Source organism: Flavobacterium sp., assembly GCF_039595935.1.
Lineage (GTDB): Bacteria > Bacteroidota > Bacteroidia > Flavobacteriales > Flavobacteriaceae > Flavobacterium.
Map to the genome: position 1 here is coordinate 1,573,228 of NZ_JBCNKR010000006.1, position 24,761 is coordinate 1,597,988.

Sequence of the window (24,761 nt, forward strand, 5' to 3'; positions counted from 1 at the left end):
AGTTGTTTTTGGCTGAGTTATTAATTAGTTGATCCAATTGGAGGACAAGAAATCACTTGTTTTTTTACAATAGCTTTTTGGCTTGGAGCTATTCTCAAACTCTTTCTTCCCGTATGAGATTGAGACGAAGTAATACTTACATTATTCTGTTTAAGTTGTGCTTTATAGTCAAAATGAGTATCTTTTTCACATTTTGTATCGTCGTAATCTTCAAATCCATCAGATGCCAGCTGACTGTATTTTGTATTTGATGCTACTGCAACCGGAAAACGATTATTGTAGCCATATAAGGCAGATGAATATCTTTTCAAAGCATCCATATTTTCAATTTCCTGACCATATGGATTGTATTGAGTAACCTCCGAAGCTGAAGTCCATTTCTGTTTTTTGTATGTTTCAGAAATTCCCCAATTGTTATTGGCCATAATATAAAAAGGATAATAATCCGCAAAGAAACCAGTTTTACGTGGAGTTGGATCAACAGTGTAATTTCTTCCTGTTAAAAATGCATAAGACTTGTTTGCTCTCCAGTTTCCAAGGACATTATATAAGTATGGATTATAATAAAGATCTGTATTTCCATCATCTTCAGAAACTGATGCATTTTCATATCCAAATTGTAGATTTCCCTCTGCATTAAATGACATTTTAGGTAAATTGCATTCGCATTGTGCTGGCCAAATATTATTATATTCTACAGCAGAAGCATTTACAATTCTATTGCTTGCATCAGTAGATTTAAAAGGTTCATCACCAATATTAGATTTTATTGAAGTGATATTATTGTTTATATCATATTGATATAATGGATTTCTCATAGAAGTTATACTCGCCATTGAAGCAGTTTGTAGATTTCGATATCCTGAACGAATTATTTTCATTTTTCCCTCTGATGAAACGCTTTTAATCAATTTCCCTTCTGAATCAATTAATTTGAAACCAGTATCAGAAACTTTTACAACCCAGCCTTTTATATATTGTTTTGTTCCTTCGCTATCTCGACCTGTTATAAAAACTTCATCTCCATCAAATAAATAATCAGATGGTTTGTCAGATGTGTTAAATTTATATCCATCGTTCGAAGCTGTTATGTCAGATGTAAAACCTGTGTTTTTTGCAGCTTGACCCATCCCTTTGTAATTCCAGTATGCAGGGAAATTAAAGCTGTAGTATTTGTCATTATATTCATTACCGGTTTCGGTTAATAATACTTCCCCTGTATCTGCATCCCATGCTAAGTTTGTGGTAGATACTTTCGCTCCAGAATCTGACGCTATTTTTTCAATTAAAATTCCGCTGCTATGAATAACTTTTGTTGTTGTTGCGGTCCTAATCTGATCTTCGTGTTTAGAATAACTAGGAATAGGAGTAGGAACAACTATAACAAAAATTGTTATAGGAAGTGTCGCAATATTAAAATGTATACCAGCTGTAGTGGTAGTTGTCGTACTTTCTCTAAAATCATTAATAATGTCGTAATCAACACCTACAAGTTTTTTGAATATATTTCCTTTAGAATCAATAGTTTCTATATTATTATTAAGTCTTCCATTATTTAAACTTTGCTCGTCAGATATGGTACTATATTTATATTCAACTCCTGAAACCTCATTTTTTTGTCCCTCACCATACACTATTTGAGTTTTTATTTTTCCATCCATGTCATTAGTATGAACAGAAAACCCTTGAGACATTGTGATATGATTTTTAACATTCAAATTCAAGAGACTTGCTAAAGCAGTTGAAGAATCAAAATTTGATGATAATGATGTTCTGTCAACAATTGTTGGGAAATCTTTAGAGGTATAGAATTCAGTCACAACAGAACCGGTAGCGTGTTTTTTGACCACCATTTCTATATTGCCTTCTGTCTTTGTTCTTGGTAAGTTGGCTACAGTTACTCTACTGTAAGTCACTTTTGGAGATGGAAAAAATGATTCTCCTAACGGTTCTTCGACATAATTATCACTATCAGGACCTAATAAAAGTTCTTTTTTATTTTTATCATAAAGAGGCTTAATAAAAGGATTTTCTTTGCATCCTAATGGTTCATAAGTTGCAACTCCCGAAGAGTTTCCATCCTTATCAGTATAGCTGTAAACTTGACCATAAGCTTGTTGATAATCTTTATTTGAAAGATTATTAGTCATAATATTCCATTGATCGTGAAGTTCAATGTTTTTTACTCTGCTTCCCCCACCTATCTTATGTCCATTACTATTCATAAGACGAATCCATGATTTTCCTGTAATAAATTTACTCGCAATTCCTGTTTGTTCTAATTTACCATTTGGACTTGTGAAAATATCTAATAATGTAGGCATCCAACCGATTAATTGCATAACTACACCTTTTACATCTTTGGTATCTTCCTCATTATTCATGCTATAAACCAAACGATTTAGATATTGTCTTCCAAAATTCCATCCTGCTTTAGATATTGGATTTACTTCTTTATTTCCATTGAATCCATCATCTTTTCTAACATATTCCATAGGAATGGATGCGTATTTTTTTCCATCTTTTTGAAAGAAACTGCAATTACCATCTTTTCTTATATAACCTGTAACATAATCGTATTTATCAGTATCGCCGCCTGCTATAGGGTTTGGGCTTACCATGTTAAGTAAGAATCTGAAATACATAGGATTATCTTGGGTTCCAACTGATTTCATGTAAGTATTCTGAAAAATTTCATTAGCATTACCAGCCGATATATCAAAATCCTTATCTATTTCAACATAAATATATTTCCCAATATTGGCTTTTTTAATTGAATTATCAATAGAGTTTACATCATCAGGAATATCATTTCCACTGCCAACTACTTTAAACATCTGCATTGCTTGTTTATCTTGAACGAACGCATAATCATCAGCTTCAAAGTTAACTTCGATTAAACCTCCTGAGGGAAGTTTGATTGATCTTAAAAGCCAGACAGAAGCATTTATATCAGCTTCTTCACGATTAGTTTGATCTACAAAAGGATACTCAGCATTTGATAATTTACCCAAAGTTTTTCCATCTAAATTTTTCTCAGATGGCTTATAATCTCCCCAAGCATCATATGATTTCATATCATATTGAGGATTGTTAACAAGATCTTCAGCAATATTATATTGTTTTTCTAATCCATTACTATCATACGTAAGGGCTTTAGGAGCATATTTAAAAACATAGGGAGTAAACTTCCCCATATTTGAGTTTTTATAGGTAAAGTAAACCTTTGTTAAAGTTAATTTTCCTCGTTGACTAGATTGGGCGTTATTAGCGTCCTTATTATTGTCAATACCTTGACATAAGCTGTAATCATATTCAAAATGAGCTTCTTTTATTGGTATAGCATCTTGACCTTTTGATATATATTCTGGTTTAGAATACAAAGAGATTTTATCAAGCTTATACATTTTAGAATTTTCTCCTTTACCTCCATTTTCACCCGCTACACCATAACCGTCATTTCTTTCTGAAAGATAAAAAATAGCAATGTGGGTTTTCGTTGTTATTTGCTTAATATAAAGTAGCTCTTTTTCGCCATATATATAATTTCCTTTGTTGTCTTTTTTACTTGAACGAAGTCCTTCATCATAATTGGCCAGATTAGCTTTGAAAGGGACTCTCCACTTATAAATACCATTAGCTTTGCTTTTATTCTCATATTCAAATTTGGTGTAAGTTCCTAAATCGTCATCAGAGGGACCATCATTAGTTAGATCTTGGTAATCTGCTGACAAAACTGAAGTTAATAAATAGGAATGCGCATAAGCAGGAGTTGTGACACGATTAAAATATTCATCCCCACCACGATTATTTTGTGCCGAATTATCTACACCAGGATTGTATTGAACTAAACCATTTTGATAATCAGCATTAGAATTTCCTACATCAAATGTTACTTCTTTTTTGATTGAATTATATGCTGCTCTTCCATAAATGTAACGCTCACCACCTTCTTTTGTTATTTTTATTTCTGAAGTGTGATGATCTTGTTTTCCTTTAAGTGAATAAGGACTGAATTGATTAGTTCGCTCATATTTTGTAAAACCAAATTGTGATGCTTCTAATCTTGTTAATTTTTCTATAGATTGATTTCTTGATAAACGTTTAGTTCTTACAATAGATCCGGTACCTTGTACCATAGGATTTGTATTAGCATCTGTATAATAATTTGTACTAGTGCTTCTTGAAAACTTGTCTCCCTGTATGTTTAACTTTACAGGACTATATCCTCCTAAATTATTATATAAAAGATTTAATTCCTGATCAACATGGTTACCTCCAATATTTTTAAAATATACTTTTTCATAGTCAGGTCGATTGCCACTCTTTTTTTCTCTAAATCTTCCTAAAGCGGGATTTGAATTTTCCCATACTGTAGTTTTACTATCTCCCAAAGTTACTGTTGCATCAACTCCTACGTGAACCCCGCCGCCGGCTCCAAATTCTAATCCTAAGCTTCCTCCTGAACTTGCATCTGTAGTTTCATTGTCATAAACATAACCAACTTGTGATTTATATGGACGATACATTCCTGAAATTCCTTGCCCCTGTATATTATAAAGGTCATATGTGTTGTTTGTAATAGGTAAAGAGGTAGTATTTTTATTAAAAGTCCTGTCCTTTTCTCTATTAAAATCTAACACATCCGATCTTCCGGCATTATAAGTGTTTTCAAAACCATAAGCTTTTTCGACTTTATATTTTTCAGAATCTTTAACTCCTTGACTTGTAACATATCCAGAAAACTTTACTCCAGGCTCAATACCCCAAACTTCTCCTTCTACATTGACACTAAACATATAGTTAGAAGAAGACATACCAACTCTTTTTGTTGGGGTATATGAAGTATTTAAAAATGATAATGATGCTGATTGAGTAGGTACTGATACAGGTAGGTTTTCAAATGAAAACGAATTTGAAATAGTTACATTTTGAACACCCTTTCGACTATTATAACTTACTCCTAAGTTAGCTCCCATATTAGACTCAAGATCGTTATTTTCCTGAAATTTTTTAGAAAAAGAAACACTTGGGGATACCGAAACTCCCTCAGATGCAGAAGATGATATATTCATTCCTACAGATAGATTGTTACTAATTTGATAACTGAGACCGGCACTTGAAGTTACTCCAACTCCATCATAATTATTATACTTAATACCTAAACCAACGCTAGCTTTTGCCTTAGATTCTTTTACTCCAAAAGCGGTTCCGAAAACATTAAAATCGGCTCCAATCGTAACGTTTGGCTTTAAACTATTTTCATAGATCATCTCATCACCATTAAAGTCATCAGGGATACCTCGAACTTGTCTGTTGATTTGTCCAACATCCAGATTCCATCCAAGACCGACCCATGAAGCTTCTTGGTCCATAGTAACTCCAGAATTGTAAGCTAAGTTTAAAGGATAACCACCAACATCCATAATAGGAATGTTGTAATTAAAATCTCCACTAGCTAAATCTACCATATCAGATGTACCGATAGGAGTAAAGGCTTCAAATTCGGGTTGTGACGGACCTCCGGTTAATGCATAAATCTGCATTGGCTGTAAGGTTTCTAATAAGATCATCATGGACAAATAGATAGCCACGGTTTTTTTTAATTTGCTTACTTTTTTTTGCTTAATCATAAGGCTATTGGAGTATAGGTGTCTTTGAATTGAAATTTTAAAATTCCTTTTCTAAAAAGGAAATCATTATATATAAGTTGTATTTTTTCATTAGGGTCTATTCCAGAGAAGAATAGAAGAACTCTTTGGTAAGGTGCAATTTTATAACTGCGCTCATAAGTAACACCTGAACACGGAATGGTATCATTTTTTGAGGTAACAACGTAAAAATCATTCTGAAGACCAAACGACATATATTTTACAGCATCGGTATATTCCATGCCTGTAAAATCTTTTGATAATAAATCTTTTTCTTCTTCTTGTTGAAAAGTAAATTCAAGAACACGTTCTCTTTTGTTTTCTTCATAAAGAGAATCTACAGTTTTTAGATCTTCTTTTCCTAAATCTTTAAGCAAATAATATTGAATAGGCACTTCGGTAGCAATAAATCCAATATCTTCTATTTTTTGAGTATAGACACGGGATTTCCAGCCTATTTTTTCAAGGTTGAAGTAACGATCTCTAATTTCTGAATCGTCTGAATTTAATGATTGTGGGTCTTTTTTACAAGAAAACAAAGCAAGAAATACAAAGACAAAAATAATTTTATTTAAGTCCTTCATACTTCTTGTTTATATAGGTAAGGAAATTATCGGTAATATCAATAGATTCACCTGCAAACAAAACATTTCCTTTGTCATCAGAACCTAAAATTATTTGATAATTGTTTTCTTTTGCAAATTCAGTTGAATAACTTTTAATTCTTGTCCATATTTTAGATGACTGTTCTGCTCCAAAATAATCATTGAATTGATTTAGTTCTTCTTTTTTCTGAATGAACTCCTGCATTAAGTTCTTTTTATCAGAACTTGATACGTTTGAAGATTGTAGTTTTGAATATAAAGAATCAAGATTTGACTTTCTATTGGCGAATTCTTTTTCGCCAATTTTTTTTAATTCTTTCGTCATATTAAAGTTCTCGAATACCTTAATATTATTTATATATACAATTTTATTTTCGTTTTTAATGAATTTTAACGTAATAAATAGTGTTAATGCTATAATTAACAATGAGTTAAATATTGTTAATCCAGCTGTGGTATTGTTTTTCACTGAATAAATCTGTTAATTTTTTGGTAAAATTAATTTATTTTTTGACTTGCAAAAGTGATTTGTGTTTAAATTTTAAATATATTTTAGTTATTTATGTTAAAAGGCAATTATTATTCGTTAACATGTTAAATTATGGTAGTTTTTTATTTTATTACGCTTTTCCCTTTTTTTACAGTTAGTAAGTTTTACTCTCTTATTATCAATTTGTTACATGATAAAATATGTTTTAAATGAATTTGATTTATTCATCTTAAATTATTTTAGTATATTATAAGTGAATAAAATATTTTTTTTCAGTTATAGAAAAAAATAATAGGAGCACAAAAAATATATAGTATTATTTTTTGATTAATTGTAAAACAAAAAAAGCCTCAGATTTCTCTGAAGCTTTTCTTAGTAGCGGGAACAGGACTCGAACCTGTGACCTTCGGGTTATGAGCCCGACGAGCTGCCTACTGCTCTATCCCGCGATGTTTCGGGTGCAAAGATAAGGACTAAATACGGTTATCCAAAGAAATTAATGAAATATTTTTATTAAACTATTGTTAATGGTAAGGTGTTGGAATTTAAGTGATTGTGCTTTTTGTTTTTGCTTAATTAAATTTTATAATTCAATAATTCTAAATACGGATTGGTTTTTAAACCTAATAATTCGCCAAAAGCGGGTTCGGTTTTGTATCCATTTTGTTTGAATTTTATAATTTCTAAACGGAAATTTTCGTCTTTTGATTTCAGAATTTCATATTCAATCATCATGTGTCTGTATCCGTTTTGATCTTTGGTTGGAATATTTTGTCCGAAGATTTCTATTTCAAAATCATCTATCTTAAAATTGGAGACTATAGATTCATGATAATTAATATTAATTTCCCGAATTTCAAATCCAATTTTATTCCTGAAAGAAGAAGAAACTTTGGAAATAAATTCAGCTTTATTTTTCCAATAACAGATAATATCAAGATCACTGTTTTCAATATCAATATTAATCGGAATTGTACCAACTAAAATAGGATCAAATTCAGAAAGAGTTTCTAAAACATTATTTTGAGTTAAGGTTTCATAAGCCCGAATTTGCTTTACATTTCCGGTTTTTAGATATCCAATATTGGTAAAATCGATCATTAATCTTCGTAGTTTTTTTCTTCTTTGATTTCCTGTTCAAGCCTTTTATTGATGTTGACTTTGGCTTTGGTAAAAACAAAAATAGTCGTTCCGAATTCGCGTGCGTATTTATTTGTGATTCCGTCTACTTTAAAAGCTGATTGAAAAAACGGCCTTGTTTCTTTAAATTCATTGCTGTTTTCTTCAAATTCCTTCACCCGAATTAAGTTTGTATAATACAGATTCAGATTAAACCAATTCACATAATCGGCATTAAAAGAAACGGCTTTAATTCCTTTTTTTGTATAATAATTTATAGCTCCGGCCTGACCATAATTGTCACAAAGCACTAAAGTGTTTTCAGATTTTGGAAATAAAGCATAAACCGAATCTGTTTTTCTGGCAAGTTCTCTCCAGCCCAGCATATCGGCAAAATCCTGTGATAAATCATGTTCTTTCCCGTCTTCCCAACGATGGGTTTCCAGTTTTTCTGCCACTATTTTTTCTGGACTTTTATTTGGAAACGCTAAGAAATACATCGGAATAAAAAATAATAATGGAAGTACAATAAAAACAGGTTTTAAAAAACGTTTCCATCCATTTTGCAAAACATCCGAAAGAAAAACCGAACCAAAAGCAATGTAAATTGGGTATAAGCCAATAGCATAATAATCTTTTGCCTTGAAATACATAAATACCAGTATTGTAAAAACTATCGAAGCAAAAAAGAACTTATATTTTTCGAATGGTTTATAAAAAAGTAAAGCATAAAAAGACGAAAGAATAACGAAGAATGCACCAATAAAAAATAAAATCTGCTCTTTTAAGAAATCACCACGATTTACGTTTACCAATTGTGTTTCGGCCAATTCTTTCATATGATGTACAATCGGGAAATGATTATTGTACTGCCATAATAAATTTGGTAAAATCAATAATAATCCTAAAATTAAGGCGAAGTATAATTGTTTCTCTGCAAATATTTTTCTTTGTTTAGAAATTAAAATTGCAGGCAAAAGACCAATTAAAAGAAACAGAATATTGTATTTATTTAAAAATCCGAAGGCAAAAACAACGGCTCCAATGTAAAGCCATTTTGGTTTTTCGGCAGCAAAATATTGGATCAAAATATAATAAAATAATGTCCAGGACAAAACATCAAATGAATTGGGCTGATACAACATGTTGATTCTTAATAATGCAGAAAACAAAATACAAAGTGCGCCTAAAACCAAAGCATACAAGTTTCCTTTTAAAAATTCGATAGTTTTCCAGACAATTAAAAGTGTCAAAGCTCCAAAAAGGGCCGGGAAGAACTTTACCCAAAATACTGAATTTCCAAGTAATAATATGATATAAGAAAACCAAGAAGTTACAGGAGGAACAGATAAATAACCCCAGGCCAAATGATTTACCTGATCGAGATGTAAATATTCATCGCGCTGTAAATCATATTCGGGACTTATTAAAACATATTGAAGTACAAATTTTAAAATGATAAACCCAATTAAAATAAGTGTTTTTTTATTCATGGAGTTTTTGGTTTGGTTGTAAATGGTTTTGTATAACGAAGATAGGATTTATTTTGATTTGAAAAATGCCTGAAAATCTTGAAGATATAAAATAAAAAAGCTCCAGATTTATCTGAAGCTAATTTATTTAAATATAGAGTATTAAAGTTCCTTTTTGGAATTTGGAATTTTAATTTTTGGAATCTAACAAAACTTATTCCTCTACGGTTTCAAATTCCATGTGGTCTATTATTTCTTCGTCTGCTTTTACAGGTTTTGAGGCTTTAAGCGCATTAAATCTTTCCAGCATTTCTGTTTCTTCCTCTTCACCGCTGAAATATGGGAAAACATCCATAATTGGCGATTCTGAAATAGCAGGAATCGAATATTCGCCCATAGTGTTTTTCATGACATGAATTGTGTTGTCAAAAGCTTCTCTAACATCATTTGCCTGAACCAGCATATACATGTTTGATTTTCTTTCTTTTCCGCTTTCTTCATCATAAGCAATCAAAGAGACTTTAGATTTAAACCAGCGGTCAGCATTTTCAAAAGGGTGAATCTCAGCATAATTTGCCACTTTTATATTGGTGATTTTAAATTCTTCACTAATATAAGCTGCCATTTCTTCATTAATTCTTTTTTCAGCTTCTGTATAGGATATTGCATCTACCAAATAAGGTTCTGTTAAAACTTTTTGGCCTCCGGTTTCATCTGTTTTTCTATATTTTACTTTGCATTCGTACCAAATTGCGCTCATTCTTTCTATTTTTTATAAGGATGCCAAAGATAGATTTTGCTGTCAAATTATAATTGGAATTTTAGAAATAGATATTCACAATTTGTGTTTGCTTTTTGTAAATGTTTGGTTTAATTGTGTTTAACAAATATTCTAAATGCTTTTATCTAAATAAAATTTAACATATAAATTATTTACATTCCTTTTCTGAAAAAAATAAAATATGAAAATATAGATGTTTAACTGCTTTAGTTTATCATTTCAAAAGTTCCGGGTTGTTCCTCATTCTCATCATATTCCCCTGAAAGGTTTTCATTAGGATCTTCTTCTTCCCAGTCATTTTCATCATATTCAGACTCGAAATCATCTTCCAGGTCTTCTAATTCTAAGTTGTAGTGGTTATGAACTGCCATCGCATTTGAAAAACCACCTTCTAAATAATCATCATAATTCAATAACAATTGTTCTTCGTAAGATGTTATGTTATCTGTAAAATCTTCAGGTATATAAGAGTAATTTTCGAATGTCATATAAATCAGTTTATATTAATAATTAAGTCAATTTCCGAATTTCACATTCTCGGATAACTTAAAATTACAACTTAGTCTTACAGATGATTTATATAATTCTTTTTTATACTTCTCTAATTCCCACCTTACCGACTTTAGATGCTGGTTTTAATCTTTTACAATGAATAGAATCTTCAATCCCATAACACACGTTTCATAACCAAAAATCCCCGTTTGGTGTCATTTTTTTAAAGTTCATTTTATATCTCAAGTAATTTAGAGTTGAAATCCAAAACAACTATAGACTACTTAACCACAAAACAGAATGGAAAAAGAAAACTATGATGTAATCGTTATTGGTGGCGGACCAATAGGGTTGGCAACTGCGTATCATCCCGGTAAACGAAAAGCAAAAACTTTAGTACTGGAACAATTTACATTTGTAAATCAATTAGGAAGTTCAGCAGGAGTTTCGCGTCAATTCAGGATTCCGTATCCTGAGGAATATATGGTGCAGATGGCGTTAGACGCACAGCCCTATTGGGACGAACTGGAAAAAGCAAGCAATACACAATTACTTGATAAAGTCGGCACACTTTGGTTTGGAGATCCTCAGGTGCATTCTACAGAAGGGAATATTGCCGAAGCCGAAGAATCACTAAAAGCTTTAAATATTCCTTATACAACGCTTACAGCAAAAGAAATCGAAGATAAATACCATTTTAAAAACCTGCCTGAAACTTACACCGGATTATTTCAGCCAGACGGCGCCAGCATAAATTTCAAGGCAACAAATGAAGCGCTTTTAAATCTTTGTCAAAAAGAAGAAACCGTTCAGTTACAAGAGAATTCTCCGGTTCTTAAAATAAACCAAATTGGAGCTCTTTTTGAACTCGAAACGCCAAACGGAATTTACATTGCCAAAAAACTAGCCATTATTCCGGGACCGTACATTAATAGTGTAATCAACCTTTTAGATTTTAAAATAGAAGCGACTTACTGGAATATGTCATCGGCTTATTTTAGAAAAACCGATCCGAATATTCAATATCCAACCTGGTTTGTATTTCAAAATGCAGTTGGCGAAAACGGAAATCAATTTTATGGTTTTCCATCAGTCGATTGGGATCATCCGGATTACATTCGCGTAGCGCCGGACTTTGTCATCAATCCGCTTGAAGAACCGGGCGACAGGACTTTAATTCCAAATTCGCAGGAACTGGATTATACTTCAGACTGGGTACAAAATCACATGACCGGATTAGCCGCAGAACCAGAATATACCTCAACCTGCCTTATCGCTTTGAGTAAAATACCAAACAAAGAGTTACTGATAGATTTTGCGCCCAATTATGTTCCAAATCACAAAAACATTGTTTTATACGCCACGGGTTGGGCCGCAAAGTTTACTCCGTTTTTAGGAAAAATCATGTCGGATCTGGCCTTATACGGACATACGGATTTTGATATTTCACCTTTCCAATTAGGACGCAAATACTTTAAAGCAATCTAAAAAACATAAAAACTATGAATAAAAATACACCTTTAAACACAGGAAAACATCCTGATTTAAAAATAGAAGTTGCCATAATTGGCGCCGGAACTTCAGGACTTTATACCGCTTATCGTTTGGTTACAGATAAAAAATACAAAGCCAGCGAAGTACAAATTTTTGATATGAACAGTAAACTGGGCGGAAGGCTTGAATCTGTAATTATGCCGGGTATGAATTTCTGGGGAGAACTGGGCGGAATGCGCTACCTGACCTCACAGCAAATTGTTACCACCTTAATCGAAGGTTATCCATTAACAGAAAAAGACCCAACAAAACGTAAACCGGTTTTGCAGGATAAAATGACTCCGGTTCCGTTTCCGATGGGAGATTCATCAAAACTCTTAATGTATCTTCGAAAAGAACGTTTTAAACAAGATGCCTGGAATGTGGCTCAGGCCGATGGTAAAAAACTGCCAACGAGATATTATTTGAATGATGAAGATTTCGGTTTTAGTTCAGATCAGCTTTTTAATAAAATTATTTATGATGTTTTAATGGCCGATCCGTGGGTGAAAAAAAAATACAAAAGCAAAATTATAAAAGGCGATACGATTTACGACTATTCGTTTGAATTAACCAGCAGAGACTGGGACGATATCAAACCGAAACTGGTTTACAATTTCCCAAAATCGCCTTATAACAAACGTAAAGTAAACGATCTGGGATTCTGGAATTTAATTAAAGATCAGGTTTCTCAGGAAGGATATGAGTTTTTGGCCAATGCGGGCGGATATTATTCTAACACAATCAACTGGAATTCTGCCGAAGCATTTCCATATATGGTGGGAGATTTCTCTGCAGGAACCATTTACAAAACTATCGAAGAAGGTTATGATAGTATTGCTTACGCCGTTGCCAACTCATATATGGAACATGAAGGTGCTACAATTTGGTCAGAAAATAAACTGCTGACTTTTACGAAAGAGCATTCTTCAAAAAAGACGCATAAATACGAATTGACTTTTCTGAACCTAAAAACCAATTCAGAATGGAGAGTGTATGCTAACTCATTAGTTTTGGCAATGCCGAGAAAATCGCTTGAACTTTTAGATCAGAATAATTTCTTTTTTGATGTTAACGAAAATTCGGTTTTAAATAAAAACATTCGCTCTGTAATTATGGAGCCGGCTTTTAAAATATTAATGGGCTTTAAATATCCGTGGTGGAAAGAACTCGGAATTGATTCCGGACATTCGATTACTGATTTGCCAATGAGACAATGTTACTATTTCGGAACCGATCCTAAAACCGATAACTCCATGCTTTTAGGAAGTTACGGAGATATGGAAACCGAGACATTCTGGAAAGCACTTTCTGATGATAAAGTACTTTTTGAAGTGAAATCGGCTAAATCGGCATCGTTAAAAGAATTGCACCAACTAAATGACGTTCAGGCAACTAAATTAATGGTTGGCGAATTAATGAATCAGCTTCGTGAACTTCATGGTGATAAAATAACCATTCCGGACCCTTACGTAACTTATTTTAAAGACTGGACAGATGATCCTTTTGGAGCTGGATATCATGCATGGAAAGCCGGATATTCGGTAAAAAATGTTATGCCATATATGCGAAAACCAGTCGTAAGCGAACAAATTCATATTTGTGGAGAAGCCTATTCAGATCAGCAGGGCTGGGTGGAAGGTGCTTTTTGCGAAGCCGAAAAAATGTTGCAGCAGCATTTTGGATTAAAACGTCCGAAATGGTTGAGTCCAAAATATTATTTGGGTTGGTAAAACCTGAAAAACTAAAAACAATAAAACCATTCAATTTGAATGGTTTTATTGTTTTTTAGAACGTTTTTTTTGTAATTTTATACATGTATTCAATTGATTTTTAGTTGTTTAATTTTTAAAATCTAAAGAAAATGAAAGAGAGCGGAACTATTTTGCCCCATGAATCGAATGATCTTTTTTTAACAGATGGCGGACTCGAAACAACATTGGTTTTTCTGGAAGGATTTGATCTTCCTTGTTTTGCCGCTTTTGATTTATTAAAGAATGAAGAAGGATATAATGCGATTAAAAATTACTATATCCGATATTTAGAAATCGCCAAAAAGTACAAAACCAATTTTATTTTAGAAGCTCCAACTTGGCGCGCCAATCCGGATTGGATTGAAAAAATTGGTTATTCTAAAAATGACTTAGCTGAAATAAATAAAAAAGCAGTCGCACTTTTGACCGATTTAAAAGCTGAATTTAAAAATGATATCAACTCGATTTTAATAAGTGCCTGCATAGGTCCGCGCGGCGATGGATATGTTCCCGAAAATTGTATGAATGTTGAAGAAGCACAAATTTATCATTCTAAACAAATTGAAGTTTTAAGTCACACTAAAATTGATTTAGTTTCGGCAATGACGATGAATTATGTCGAAGAGGCTATCGGAATTGTAAAAGCGGCTGAAACATTTAATCTATCCGTTGTTATTTCTTTTACGGTCGAAACCGATGGAAAACTCCCAACAGGCATGAGTTTAAAAGAAGCTATCGAAAAAGTAGATCAAAATGTAAATATTCTGCCCATATATTATATGATTAATTGCGCGCATCCCACTCATTTTTTAAACGAACTTAAAGAAAATCAAAACGAAAATTGGGTAAAACGCATAAGAGCAATCAGAGCCAATGCCTCGTGTAAAAGCCACGCTGAGCTGGATGATGCTGCCGAATTAGATAGAGGAATTCCAAATGAATTGGGAAAAGAATATCGTGATTTAAAAGATTCTTTTCCGCATTTAAATGTTTTTGGCGGCTGCTGCGGAACTGATGAAGAACATGTTGCAGCAATTGCAGATCAATTGAATATCAATAGCCTCTAGTTTTAACTAGAGGGACACAAATTAATTCAACATGGCTTTAGCCTAAAAACGCATTTGGCTAAAGCCCTTTTTAGAACTTTCCAAGATTCCTCTAGTTAAAACTAGAGGCAATTGAAGAAATGCTTACTAGAAAATACAATTCTCCCGCTAGCACGAGCATCTTGCTCGTGCCAGTTTGAGTAAAAATAAGAGCAGATATAATTTTAAAATGAAGATTTGTACTCAAAAATCAATTAGATTTATCATTTATTAGATTCAATTTTAAAAACATCTAAAAATGAAAAATCTTATTTCGATATTTATTATTTTACTTTTAATGAGCTGTAGAAATACGGCAGAAAATGTTTCTTTAAAAAAAGATCGTAAAGATAAGGTTTCAGTTAAAGAACTTTCCCAAACCCAAATAGATACTTCTGTAAAAATAAGTACACCTTTTAGTATTAATGATATAAAATGTAACTGGAAACAAATCGATTCTGTTTCTGGAGCAACAACAATAGAATTAAGGGATTATAAAACACAGCGGATTTTATTAAGCTATTCTGATTATTTTAAATCGGGAAATGATTTTAACGAAGAAGATTATTTTAACGAACATTTTCAGGATTTAAATTTTGATGGTTTTAAAGATTTTTTGATCACAAGCCAGGGAAGTAACGCTGCGACAGACAAGGTGAATATATATTTGTTTAATAAAAAAACAAAATCATTTGAATTTTCAGAAGAACTGTCTGACAATGTAATAGAAGAAATAGATAATGCGAGTAGAATACTTTCGACAAGTTCATCTACTCTCGATAATGAAATTATCAAGAAGCATTATTTTAATAAAAATGGGACAATAAAATATTCTGAAATTATAACTAAATCAGATATTAGTGAAAACGATTCGGTTGCACATTATAAAAACAATTATGAAAAAATTGTCAATGGTAAAGTTGTAAATACAAGAGAATATAGTACTACCGAATAATATTTACATCATTTTACCTTCTTTAGCATATTCCTTTTTAATTCCCTGAAGCAGATGATTTAAGTTAATACTTTCGTTTTTATCTTCTAAAGTTCTCAAACATGCATATTGAATAATGTTTACAATATTAGCACCGGTAATATCATATTTTTTTGAGAGTTCGTTGAGGTTTACATCTTCGGCAATTTTAATTCCCTGCGGCAGATTATTTTTCCAAAGCTGTAAACGTTCATTATAAGTTGGCACTTCAAATTCAATTATAGATTGAAATCTTCGTGTAAAAGCCGCGTCAATATTGGCCTTAAAATTAGAAGCCAGAATAACCAATCCGGGATGATTTTCTATACGCTGTAACAAATATGAAACTTCCTGATTAGCATATTTATCGTGAGCATCTCTAACATTGGTTCTTTTTCCAAAAACGGCATCGGCTTCATCAAAAAATAAAATCCAGTCTTTATCTGCTGCTTTGTCAAAAAGTGAGGAAAGATTTTTTTCGGTTTCGCCAATGTATTTCGAAATCACCATCGATAAATCAATTCGGTAGACATCTCTTTGGGTATATTTTCCCAAAAGTGAAGCCGTAAGCGTTTTTCCGGTTCCCGGTGCGCCGTAAAACATAACTCTAAAACCAGGTTTTATTTTGGTTTTCATGTTCCATTCATGAAGCAGAATTTCATTGAATTTGAGCCAGGTTTCTATTTCCTTAATCTGATTTAAGGTGTTGGAATTGAGTACCAAATCTTCCCAGTCTAATTGAGTTTCGATTAACTGAGCAGGGAAATTACTGCTAAGCTGAGGTTTCAGAATTTTTCCGGTTATGAATTTCTCAATATATTCATCTTCTAAAATCAATAAACCACTCAGTTTAGGTTCACCATTTGGAACTGATTCTAATTTGATAATTCTTTTTTTATAAAGAAAAGAGCCGTTATGCAGGTAGTTGTAAAACGAAATTCGTTCTTCGAGATCATTTCCTGCAATTAAAAACTGAGCCGTTTCACCTGTTGGTAAAATCCCGCGGTGGTTTTTGGTTTTGATTCCGCCAAACTCAGGTAATTCACCGCCATTTGGTAAATATTCGGCAATAATCGAACTTAAAAAATCAGGTTTCATATGCGGAACCAGAGCTAATCCCAAAATAAGAATATCAGTTTCAGTGAGATTATTTTCGATGATAAATTCATCTACAAAATCATTAGAATTAGGCTGATTTAAAACAGGTTTTTCCATCGGATTTTCAACTTGAAAAAGTGTATCGAGTTGAAATATGAATTGTTTTTTTAGGTATGTGAAAATTGTTTCCATTTTTATCTTTTAATTTTTATAAAGTAAATTTCGATCTCAATCTGAATAGAGATCTAGAAAACCTTTTTAGAAATAATATTTTAAGAATATAGAATTTAGATTTTTCTAAATAACTGATTACAATAAAAATCTATAACTTCTTTGTTTTTTAAATTATTTAGAAAGGCTGCTTTTTGCCATCCGTAAAAGAAATAATTTTCAATTCCAACAGACAAATATTCATAGATTCCTACATTAATAGGGATGATTGTTCCAGTTTCACTAAAATCAATTAAAAATAAGTTATCAGAATCTACATTGTCGGTTTTTATTTTATAACATACAGCAAGTTCACCTTCTAAATAATCAAAAGGAATATAATCGACTAACTTGTTATTTTCCATAATTTTATTTGGATCAAGGTAGTCCAGTATCGATTTTTGATTATAAATTTCAGTTAAAAAAGATATTGCAGCAATATTAACTTCTCCAAAAACCAAATCTATTTCTTTATCTAAATAATCTATTGAATTATTTTTATCGGATAATTGCCATTTGCAATTCATAATTTCTATTCTGGAGTAGAAATCTTTAATTGTTTCTGGAAAGTTTGATGTTACATTATCAGAGATAGAATAGTTTCCATATTTTATATCTGATTTTATTATTCTAATTGGCGGTTTATTTAATTCATTTACAAATGAGATGAATTCTTTTATTATTTGTTCCTCCATGATTTTTTATTTAGTAATGCATAAAAATATAATTGGCAGCTAATACTCTTAAACGTGGTCCATATGTTGCTGCAAAAGGAGTTCTCAGACCATTTGTTGTATAATAATTATCCATATGACTTATCAACCCCTCTATTGAATCTCCAAATGATTGTGAAGGAATTTCTCTTCTTGCTGCAACAATATTTTGAAATACGCTGCCTGGTATAGTTCCTCCGACTAAAGTAACAGAATCAGAAGTTTCTTTTAGACTTCCAGCCGAAGACTCGTTAAACGATGCTATGGATATATTCGTTAATGCAGGTATATCCTGAGTAAAAGATCTTCCTCTTGCAGTTCCTCTTGTAAAATTGCCAGGATTTCCAGTTAATTCACCATATTGTACATTAATTTGATAAGGGAAATTTTTTAAATAAGTTTTATGAGGCTGTTCAGCTAAATATGAAACCGTTGTTTCATAAAAATACTGCTTAGTTGGATTTGCTGCAACTTCGTCTTTTGCAAAATTTTCAACTTCAGTTTTCATATTATTATTTGTTTCTGTGGTGCCGCAAACAAGATTCCAAGATAATCCTGGTCCATGTAAATGATGGTTTAATAAATGTGCTCTTACCCAATAGTTACTTCTGGCGGTAACATTATTTCCATTTGCAATTAAAATATCATCCCATCCGACAGGGTCTTGTTGTGGAGTAGAACCTGCAGTATTTCCCGGAATTGTAGTTAGAGGTTCAGCAATAACAGATTTTGGTCTGCCAGTATCTGAAGTATGAACTACTCTTGTTTGAACATTATTGGAACCAGCGGAACTGATTTCTGCAATAATTAAATCACCAATAATTTCAGTCATTTTCTGATCGATCATTCTTTGTAAATCATCTGGCTGTCTACTGCTGCTATTGTCTACCGCTGCATTATATTGAGTAACTAAAGTAAGAACTTCGGTTCGTTTTGTTGTAATTCTATTTAATGCCTCTAATTTTGGCTGGTTCTCGGTTACCTTAGCAGGAGTAGCTGTGTTTTCTTGTTGTATTTCTGCTCTTCTGTCAATGACTAATTGTTCAATAGTTTTAGGGGTAGAAGCTACCATTAAAACACCATTTGTACTTCCGGGTTGAAAGTATAAGTTATGACTTTCACCATCTCGTGTGCTAAAAGGTTTTCTTAATCCTAGCCACCCCAAAATAGCATCTCTTACACTTGCACCCATAGCCATAGCTCTATCTAATAAAGCCATTCCTGTATCTACAGCTTTATTTACTAACCAAGTTAATGCCTCATCAACCATTTGACGAACAGAAATAATCATTTCGCCAATTCTTGTACCAATACCGGTTAAACCTACCTGATTTGCCAAGAAACCTATTACGACCGGCATAGCTTGTCCCATCGTTCTTTCGAGGTAATCTGCAGCTGTGGCAACATTTCCTCTGGCAATATCAGCTACACCATTAACAAACGAATTGACAACTTCGAGCATTTCGCGCAGGTATTTGATAAAACTTTGTATTGCATTGAAGAACGCCATTGCGCCGTTTATCACAGCCATGATTCCGGTTGGATCCAACATGCTTAAAAGTCTGGCTGTAATTCTATTGACAATGCGTTCCATGACAAAGTTTTTCACAGCATCAAGAACAGAATTCCACAAATTACTGAGCTGTTCCTGAATTTTATCCCAAATAGCAGCCATGCCTCGTTCCTGAACATCTTTAATGAATGTCCAAATACCTTCAAGCGTATTAATCATGCTGCGAATTCTGGCAACTCTTGCTGGCCCAATGCGAGGATGAGCGGCTAGTTTTTCCCAAATTCTTTCCATTGAGATGTTCAGTACTTCCATAACCCAGGTAATGACACCTCGAAGAGAGAAATCGGTAAGAACCGGAATATTAGCATCTTTTAACTCGCTCATCAGCCAGCCGGTTACACCATTTATTAAATGGGTTACGATATTGTCAAAAAACTGAACAAATCCTTGTTTTAGAGCTCTAAGGATATTTTTTAAGAAACCAATAGGATCTCTCTTAATGTCATCAATGGCTTCTAATGCTCGTGTTATGATATTTCCGATTAAGTCAAATGGGAAATTCATAATTTCGAGTATTGCCACAATTACGATTCGGATAATTTCTGCCACAAAAGCAATAAGGCGTCCGATTGGTTCTCCGAATTTTTCAATAATTCTGATAAAAGCATCCAGCGGATGAATTAAATCATCAATTGTAAATGAGTTCCATAAATCAGTAAAAAGCTGAATGATAGAGGCAGGGGTCATGTTTAAAGTAGCAACAGCGGCTTCTATCTGACCTGTGATTCGGGCGATGGCACCCGTTTCGACCATTTGTGCATATTGTTCTTCTCCGCCATCCATTAGACTCATGAAACCTCGAATGACATTTGGAATCGATCTTTCGACAGTTTCGTTGGTGAAAGGATCTCGTCCTATAATTACTTTTACCAATGAATAACCTCTAACAGTCGCTGCCTGAGCAGAAAGCCATCCTAATAATGATTCCTTAACAAGTTCTAATACTTTGAGTGCTACGCCCGAAGCAAAATCCCAGACTCTTTGCAGGAATCCTCCAGCCTGAGCGGCAAGTGCGGTAAGATTATCGGCGATATTGACAAGATTAGCAGGCTGAATAGCATCCCATGCAGCCGTAATAAGTCCGCGGAGTTCGCCTAAAAGTGAAGTGAAAGTTCCAACCTGAGTATCAAGCCAGTCGGCCGTTTTTTGCAGCGTGCCTTTTTCACGCATTTGTTCAAGCTCTGTTTGCTTGTCTATAAGTATTAAGAAATCTTCTAAAATTTCGACTGTTGTTGCTGTAACTTCTTCATCGCGAAGCGGATCGTATTTGATTATTTTTTTGATTAATGACCAGGCTTTGTTTTCGGCTAAAATAGGCTCGGCCACATCAACCAAAGCTTCTTTTATCCAGGTAATTACCTGATCTACCGTTGCACTTACGAAAGAAGTAATTCTGTTAACTACTTCATTAAATTTTTCGGTAACTAAATCAATTATGCCTGTGTAAGGAAATGATATTTCATCCCAAACTTGTTCTACTAAATCTAAAATGCTGTCGACCGTTAAACCAACTTCGCTCAATTTTCCTTCAACCCAGTCAAAAACTTTCTCTAAGATTCCGTATTCCTGAAGTTTATCAAAAATTGCGGTTCCAAAAGGAATAAGTCCCATTAAACCTTCTATCAGATTAATTGGAGTTCGTTCTACATCAATTTGTCGTAACGGGTCGTAACCAATAATTACAGTAAATAGTGTGTAGCCCGGAATATGTCTCGCCTGATTGATAATCCAGTCGGGAACGTAATCAAGGAATGAACCCTGAATCATTTCGGGAGCAGGAGAGACCGCTTCTGGTTCTGGTTTTTTTCTAATGGCCGCTCCCTGTTGTACAGTATGTGTTAATTCGTGGGCGAGTAAATGCTTGCCTTCTTTCGAATTTGGATTGTATTTTCCTTCGTTAAAATAAATATTATTTCCGGTAGCAAAAGCCTGAGCACCCAATTGCTTATTCATTTGAACAGCAGTTGAATTGTTGTGTATACGCACATTACTGAAATCGGCTCCAATACCAGATTCCATTTCGGTTTTGATTTTTCCTGTTAGTGGAGAACCTCCGCCTTTTGTACTATTTAAAGTGCTTTCTATATTAGAATTATCGCTTGGGTTAGCATCGCTGGCAGCACTTTTTTGTAATTGTTTTTCCTCGTCTGATGTTTGTTTCTCTTCTTCTTTTTTCTGCTGTACATTTTCCTCTTCTGCTTTATTTTGAATTAAAGGTTTGATGGGCAGCTTACTTTTTGGGGCAGCTTCTGGTTTTTTGACTTCTGTCTTATTCTGAATTGGCTCTTCTTTTTTCTGAATTGCTTCCTCTTTTTTCTGAGTTTTATCTTCTAACTTATGCTGAATTAACGTTTTTGATCTGGAAAAAGCCGGATTGATTTCTTTTTTTTCTGTTGTTCTTGAATCGAGTTTATTTTGGATCAATTCTTTTTTAAGCTGTACAACAGGTGTTATGGTTTCGGCAGCCGTTTTTTGCTGCACTTCTTTATTTTGTTCTTCTTGCTTTTGAACATTGCGCGCCAATTTCTTTTGCACTACCGGCGATGGCGAAAAGAAAGCGTCTGTGTTTGCCGTTTGTTTATTGGCCACAACCTGGTCTGCAACTCTATCAGCTTCTACTTCAAATTTATCATTAGATTTTCCAATATTCAATTTTGCCTGTACACCAAAAAAATCCGTTCCCTTGCTTGCATTAATAGAAGAAGGGGCAGAAGGATTTGATTTTGATATTTGTTTGAATGCTGGCATTTAATTAAATTTATTAATGACGTTTAATGCTTCCGCTTACTGTAAATGAATCGCCCATTCCTTTACATTCCTCGGGCATGGTGAAAAATAATTTATGAATGTCTTTATGATTTTTCATTGTAAATGTTTCTTCAAAATGTCCTTTTCCGCTGTTGTCAATTTTTATTATCCTTTTTGTTCTTCCAATATGATCTATGCTAATTTCTAAAGTAGAACAATGGTGAAATTCAACTATTTGTGCAACAGCATCAATGGTAATGGTAACATTTGGACATTTTGCAGTACTAAAAAATCCGGCACTTGTTTCACTCTGAAATGGCCCTTTTTTGAAATTAACCGTACTCTCGCAGCCACCTGTTTTTTTTCCGCCTTTTTGCTCCATAACGACATTATCTAATGTCCCCATGGTTTCCGGACCCACAATACCTTCCTGACCATTCAATTCATTATCGATTTGAAAGCCGAGTACAGCATTTCGGGTTTCGTTTCCAAAATCACCATCTGCTCCAAATTTTGGTAGTGCATTGCTGTTCCATAGCAATAAACCTTTTTGTATTTCTGAAACATATCCTCCTTTATGTCCGGTTGAAATGAGCATTTCATTATCATTTGCTTTTTCAAGTGGAGGATTGCCTTTGAATTGCGGATTTGAAGGATTTTGAAGATTCTCAGGATGGTCTTCCATAGATTTTTGCACCATTCCAGTCTGCTGAACGGTATGCGTTAATTCGTGTGCCAATAAATGCTTGCCTTCTTTTGAACCTGGGTTATATTTTCCTTCGTTAAAATAAACATCATTACCATTGGTAAAAGCTTGTGCGCCTAATTCCTGACTCATTTGCACGGCGCGTGAGTCGGTATGAATTTTTACGTTACTGAAATCGGCACCAAAACCAGACTCCATTTCGTGTTTTGTATTTTTGTCTAAACTATTTCCGTTTCCTTTTGAGCTGTTGAGTTTTCCCTCTAATTCATTATTTTGGATTTCAGTTTCTGGATTTTGAGTTTTTTTCTGAACAGGCTTTTCTTCTTCCTTAGTTCCTTTCTTCTGAACCTTTTCTTCTTTTTCACAATCAGCACATTTTTTTTGCACTTTCTTGTCTTCCTCTTTTTCTCCTTTTTTCTGTACTTTTTTGTCTTCTTCCTTATCGGATTTCTTTTGTACCTTTTTATCCTCTTCCTTTTCGCCCTTTTTCTGAACTTTCTTGTCTTCCTCTTTTTCGCCTTTCTTCTGAACTTTTTTATCCTCTTCCTTGTCAGATTTCTTTTGTACTTTTTTATCCTCTTCTTTTTCTCCCTTTTTTTGCACAGGCTGTTCTTGTGCCAGATCTTGTTTTTGAACTGTTGATATGGTTTGTGAAATAGGTTTTTGCTGAACGCCTTCTTCTTTTTTTGATTGCAATAAACCTCCCGTTTTGCTTTTGTTTACTACTTTATCAGCAACATTATCGGCTTCTACTTCATATTTATCTCCTACAGTGCCTGTAGTTATTTTTTTTTGAACTTTTGGCCCAAAAAAAGGAGAAGGGGAATGACTGGCTGCTTTTTTTTGTTCAAATTCTCTCATGATTATTTTACCGTTTTAGGTTAATAATTTCTTTAACTAAACAAACTGTGGATTATTCGCGATTAAACCTTCTTTCTCTAATGCATTTTTTATTTGCTTATACCAATACGGAAATATTTTAGAGAGCCGAAGTTCAATTTCGTCAACAACATATTTGTCATATTTTTTCATTCCAAAAAAATGAGAATACCCAATACGATCTGCATGTTTTCCATGCTCTGTTATGTTTTCTCCTTTTAACAACATCGTAGGATTATTGTTTTTATAGTTTAATAATGATGCAAGAGTATATTGTTCGATTAAAATGCAGGTTTCATAACCTTCTTCTTTTAAAACTGTAAAGTTTTGTTGGTTTTCAATATATATTTTCTCCAGATCATAATAGCTTTTTATAAATTCATCACGGAGCTTGAGATCATTAAAACCAAATATCCCGCAATTATAAGAATAGCCTAAATGTGTGTGCCAGTAAGGCAGATTTTGGGTGTATTTATTAAAAAATTCTACCTGTTTCCTGTAATGAATTTCATAAGTATCTTCCTTGCGTTCTACTATTACATCGTCGAAAATAAAATCTATTTTTTTCTTAATAAATATGTCAGTGTCTAAATGAACAAATGGTTTTGTCTGCAGTTCCATTGCCTTAATTTTAGATTTCATCCAAAGCTCTATTCTGTTGTCATTATTTACTTTAGTAACGGCACAAGGAAGCATGTACAGGAACTTAAAGCCTGTTTCATCTACATAAAGTTCAATTTCATCGTACCACATATGGCTGTATAATATACTTAGAGCCGTCATGTAGATCGTTTCCTTTAGTTTGTCTCCCATATTCCATCTGTTATTTATTATCGGGAGTACATCAAGGCTATAAATTATCTTGTGTTTTTGTTTCAT

16 protein-coding genes and 1 tRNA gene are annotated in these 24,761 nt (G+C 33.2%); 4 read left to right on the plus strand and 13 right to left on the minus strand.

Annotated elements, in window-relative coordinates; genetic code table 11:
- Positions 1 to 20 precede the first annotated feature (20 nt).
- The 8 genes from ABDW27_RS16625 to ABDW27_RS16660 form a co-directional block, all read right to left on the minus strand.
- A complete protein-coding gene (locus ABDW27_RS16625; protein ID WP_343696912.1) occupies positions 21 to 5,633 on the minus strand; it encodes a hypothetical protein in 5,613 nt (1,870 codons plus the stop codon).
- Complete coding sequence (locus tag ABDW27_RS16630; protein WP_343696913.1) at positions 5,630 to 6,235, minus strand: hypothetical protein; 606 nt, start codon at positions 6,233 to 6,235, stop codon at positions 5,630 to 5,632. The genes ABDW27_RS16625 and ABDW27_RS16630 overlap by 4 nt, the downstream gene beginning before the upstream one ends.
- A complete protein-coding gene (locus ABDW27_RS16635; RefSeq protein WP_343696914.1) occupies positions 6,219 to 6,725 on the minus strand; it encodes an OmpH family outer membrane protein in 507 nt (168 codons plus the stop codon). The genes ABDW27_RS16630 and ABDW27_RS16635 overlap by 17 nt, the downstream gene beginning before the upstream one ends.
- A 397-nt stretch (positions 6,726 to 7,122) precedes the next feature.
- Positions 7,123 to 7,195 (minus strand) — tRNA-Met (locus ABDW27_RS16640).
- A 127-nt stretch (positions 7,196 to 7,322) separates the two neighbouring features.
- A complete protein-coding gene (locus tag ABDW27_RS16645) occupies positions 7,323 to 7,847 on the minus strand; it encodes a DUF4269 domain-containing protein (protein ID WP_343696915.1) in 525 nt (174 codons plus the stop codon).
- On the minus strand, positions 7,847 to 9,358 hold the full coding sequence (locus ABDW27_RS16650) for a glycosyltransferase family 39 protein (RefSeq protein ID WP_343696916.1): 1,512 nt from the start codon (positions 9,356 to 9,358) through the stop codon (positions 7,847 to 7,849). Before ABDW27_RS16650 ends, ABDW27_RS16645 begins: the two co-directional genes overlap by 1 nt.
- 193 nt (positions 9,359 to 9,551) lie before the next feature.
- Entirely contained in the window at positions 9,552 to 10,097 is a 546-nt protein-coding gene (locus ABDW27_RS16655; RefSeq protein ID WP_073412276.1) for a DUF4494 domain-containing protein, read from the minus strand.
- Positions 10,098 to 10,324: 227 nt separating this feature from the next.
- Positions 10,325 to 10,606, minus strand: a complete 282-nt coding sequence (locus ABDW27_RS16660) for a hypothetical protein (RefSeq protein ID WP_073412267.1) — start codon at positions 10,604 to 10,606, stop codon at positions 10,325 to 10,327.
- Positions 10,607 to 10,910: 304 nt separating this feature from the next.
- Between ABDW27_RS16660 and ABDW27_RS16665 the strand changes: the two genes are divergently transcribed.
- The 4 genes from ABDW27_RS16665 (at position 10,911) to ABDW27_RS16680 (ending at position 15,937) form a co-directional block, all read left to right on the plus strand.
- Positions 10,911 to 12,098, plus strand: a complete 1,188-nt coding sequence (locus tag ABDW27_RS16665; protein ID WP_343696917.1) for an FAD-dependent oxidoreductase — start codon at positions 10,911 to 10,913, stop codon at positions 12,096 to 12,098.
- 14 nt (positions 12,099 to 12,112) lie between these two features.
- Positions 12,113 to 13,876 carry an FAD-dependent oxidoreductase gene (locus ABDW27_RS16670; RefSeq protein ID WP_343696918.1) on the plus strand — a complete coding sequence of 588 codons (1,764 nt, stop codon included), beginning with the start codon at positions 12,113 to 12,115 and terminating at the stop codon, positions 13,874 to 13,876.
- 131 nt (positions 13,877 to 14,007) lie between these two features.
- Positions 14,008 to 14,964, plus strand: coding sequence for a homocysteine S-methyltransferase family protein (locus tag ABDW27_RS16675; protein ID WP_343696919.1), 957 nt, complete (start codon positions 14,008 to 14,010; stop codon positions 14,962 to 14,964).
- A gap of 277 nt (positions 14,965 to 15,241) precedes the next feature.
- Positions 15,242 to 15,937: a hypothetical protein gene (locus tag ABDW27_RS16680; RefSeq protein WP_343696920.1), complete on the plus strand. Its 696-nt coding sequence runs from the start codon at positions 15,242 to 15,244 to the stop codon at positions 15,935 to 15,937.
- A 3-nt stretch (positions 15,938 to 15,940) separates the two neighbouring features.
- Here the strand turns inward: ABDW27_RS16680 and ABDW27_RS16685 are convergent, their stop codons facing one another.
- The 5 genes from ABDW27_RS16685 to ABDW27_RS16705 form a co-directional block, all read right to left on the minus strand.
- Complete coding sequence (locus ABDW27_RS16685) at positions 15,941 to 17,245, minus strand: ATP-binding protein (protein WP_343696921.1); 1,305 nt, start codon at positions 17,243 to 17,245, stop codon at positions 15,941 to 15,943.
- 95 nt (positions 17,246 to 17,340) lie between these two features.
- Entirely contained in the window at positions 17,341 to 17,958 is a 618-nt protein-coding gene (locus ABDW27_RS16690) for a hypothetical protein (protein WP_343696922.1), read from the minus strand.
- A 10-nt stretch (positions 17,959 to 17,968) separates the two neighbouring features.
- Complete coding sequence (locus ABDW27_RS16695; RefSeq protein WP_343696923.1) at positions 17,969 to 22,297, minus strand: DUF4157 domain-containing protein; 4,329 nt, start codon at positions 22,295 to 22,297, stop codon at positions 17,969 to 17,971.
- A gap of 13 nt (positions 22,298 to 22,310) precedes the next feature.
- On the minus strand, positions 22,311 to 23,864 hold the full coding sequence (locus ABDW27_RS16700; RefSeq protein ID WP_343696924.1) for a DUF4157 domain-containing protein: 1,554 nt from the start codon (positions 23,862 to 23,864) through the stop codon (positions 22,311 to 22,313).
- Between the two features lie 36 nt (positions 23,865 to 23,900).
- Positions 23,901 to 24,761, minus strand: coding sequence for a DUF6734 family protein (locus tag ABDW27_RS16705; RefSeq protein ID WP_343696925.1), 861 nt, complete (start codon positions 24,759 to 24,761; stop codon positions 23,901 to 23,903).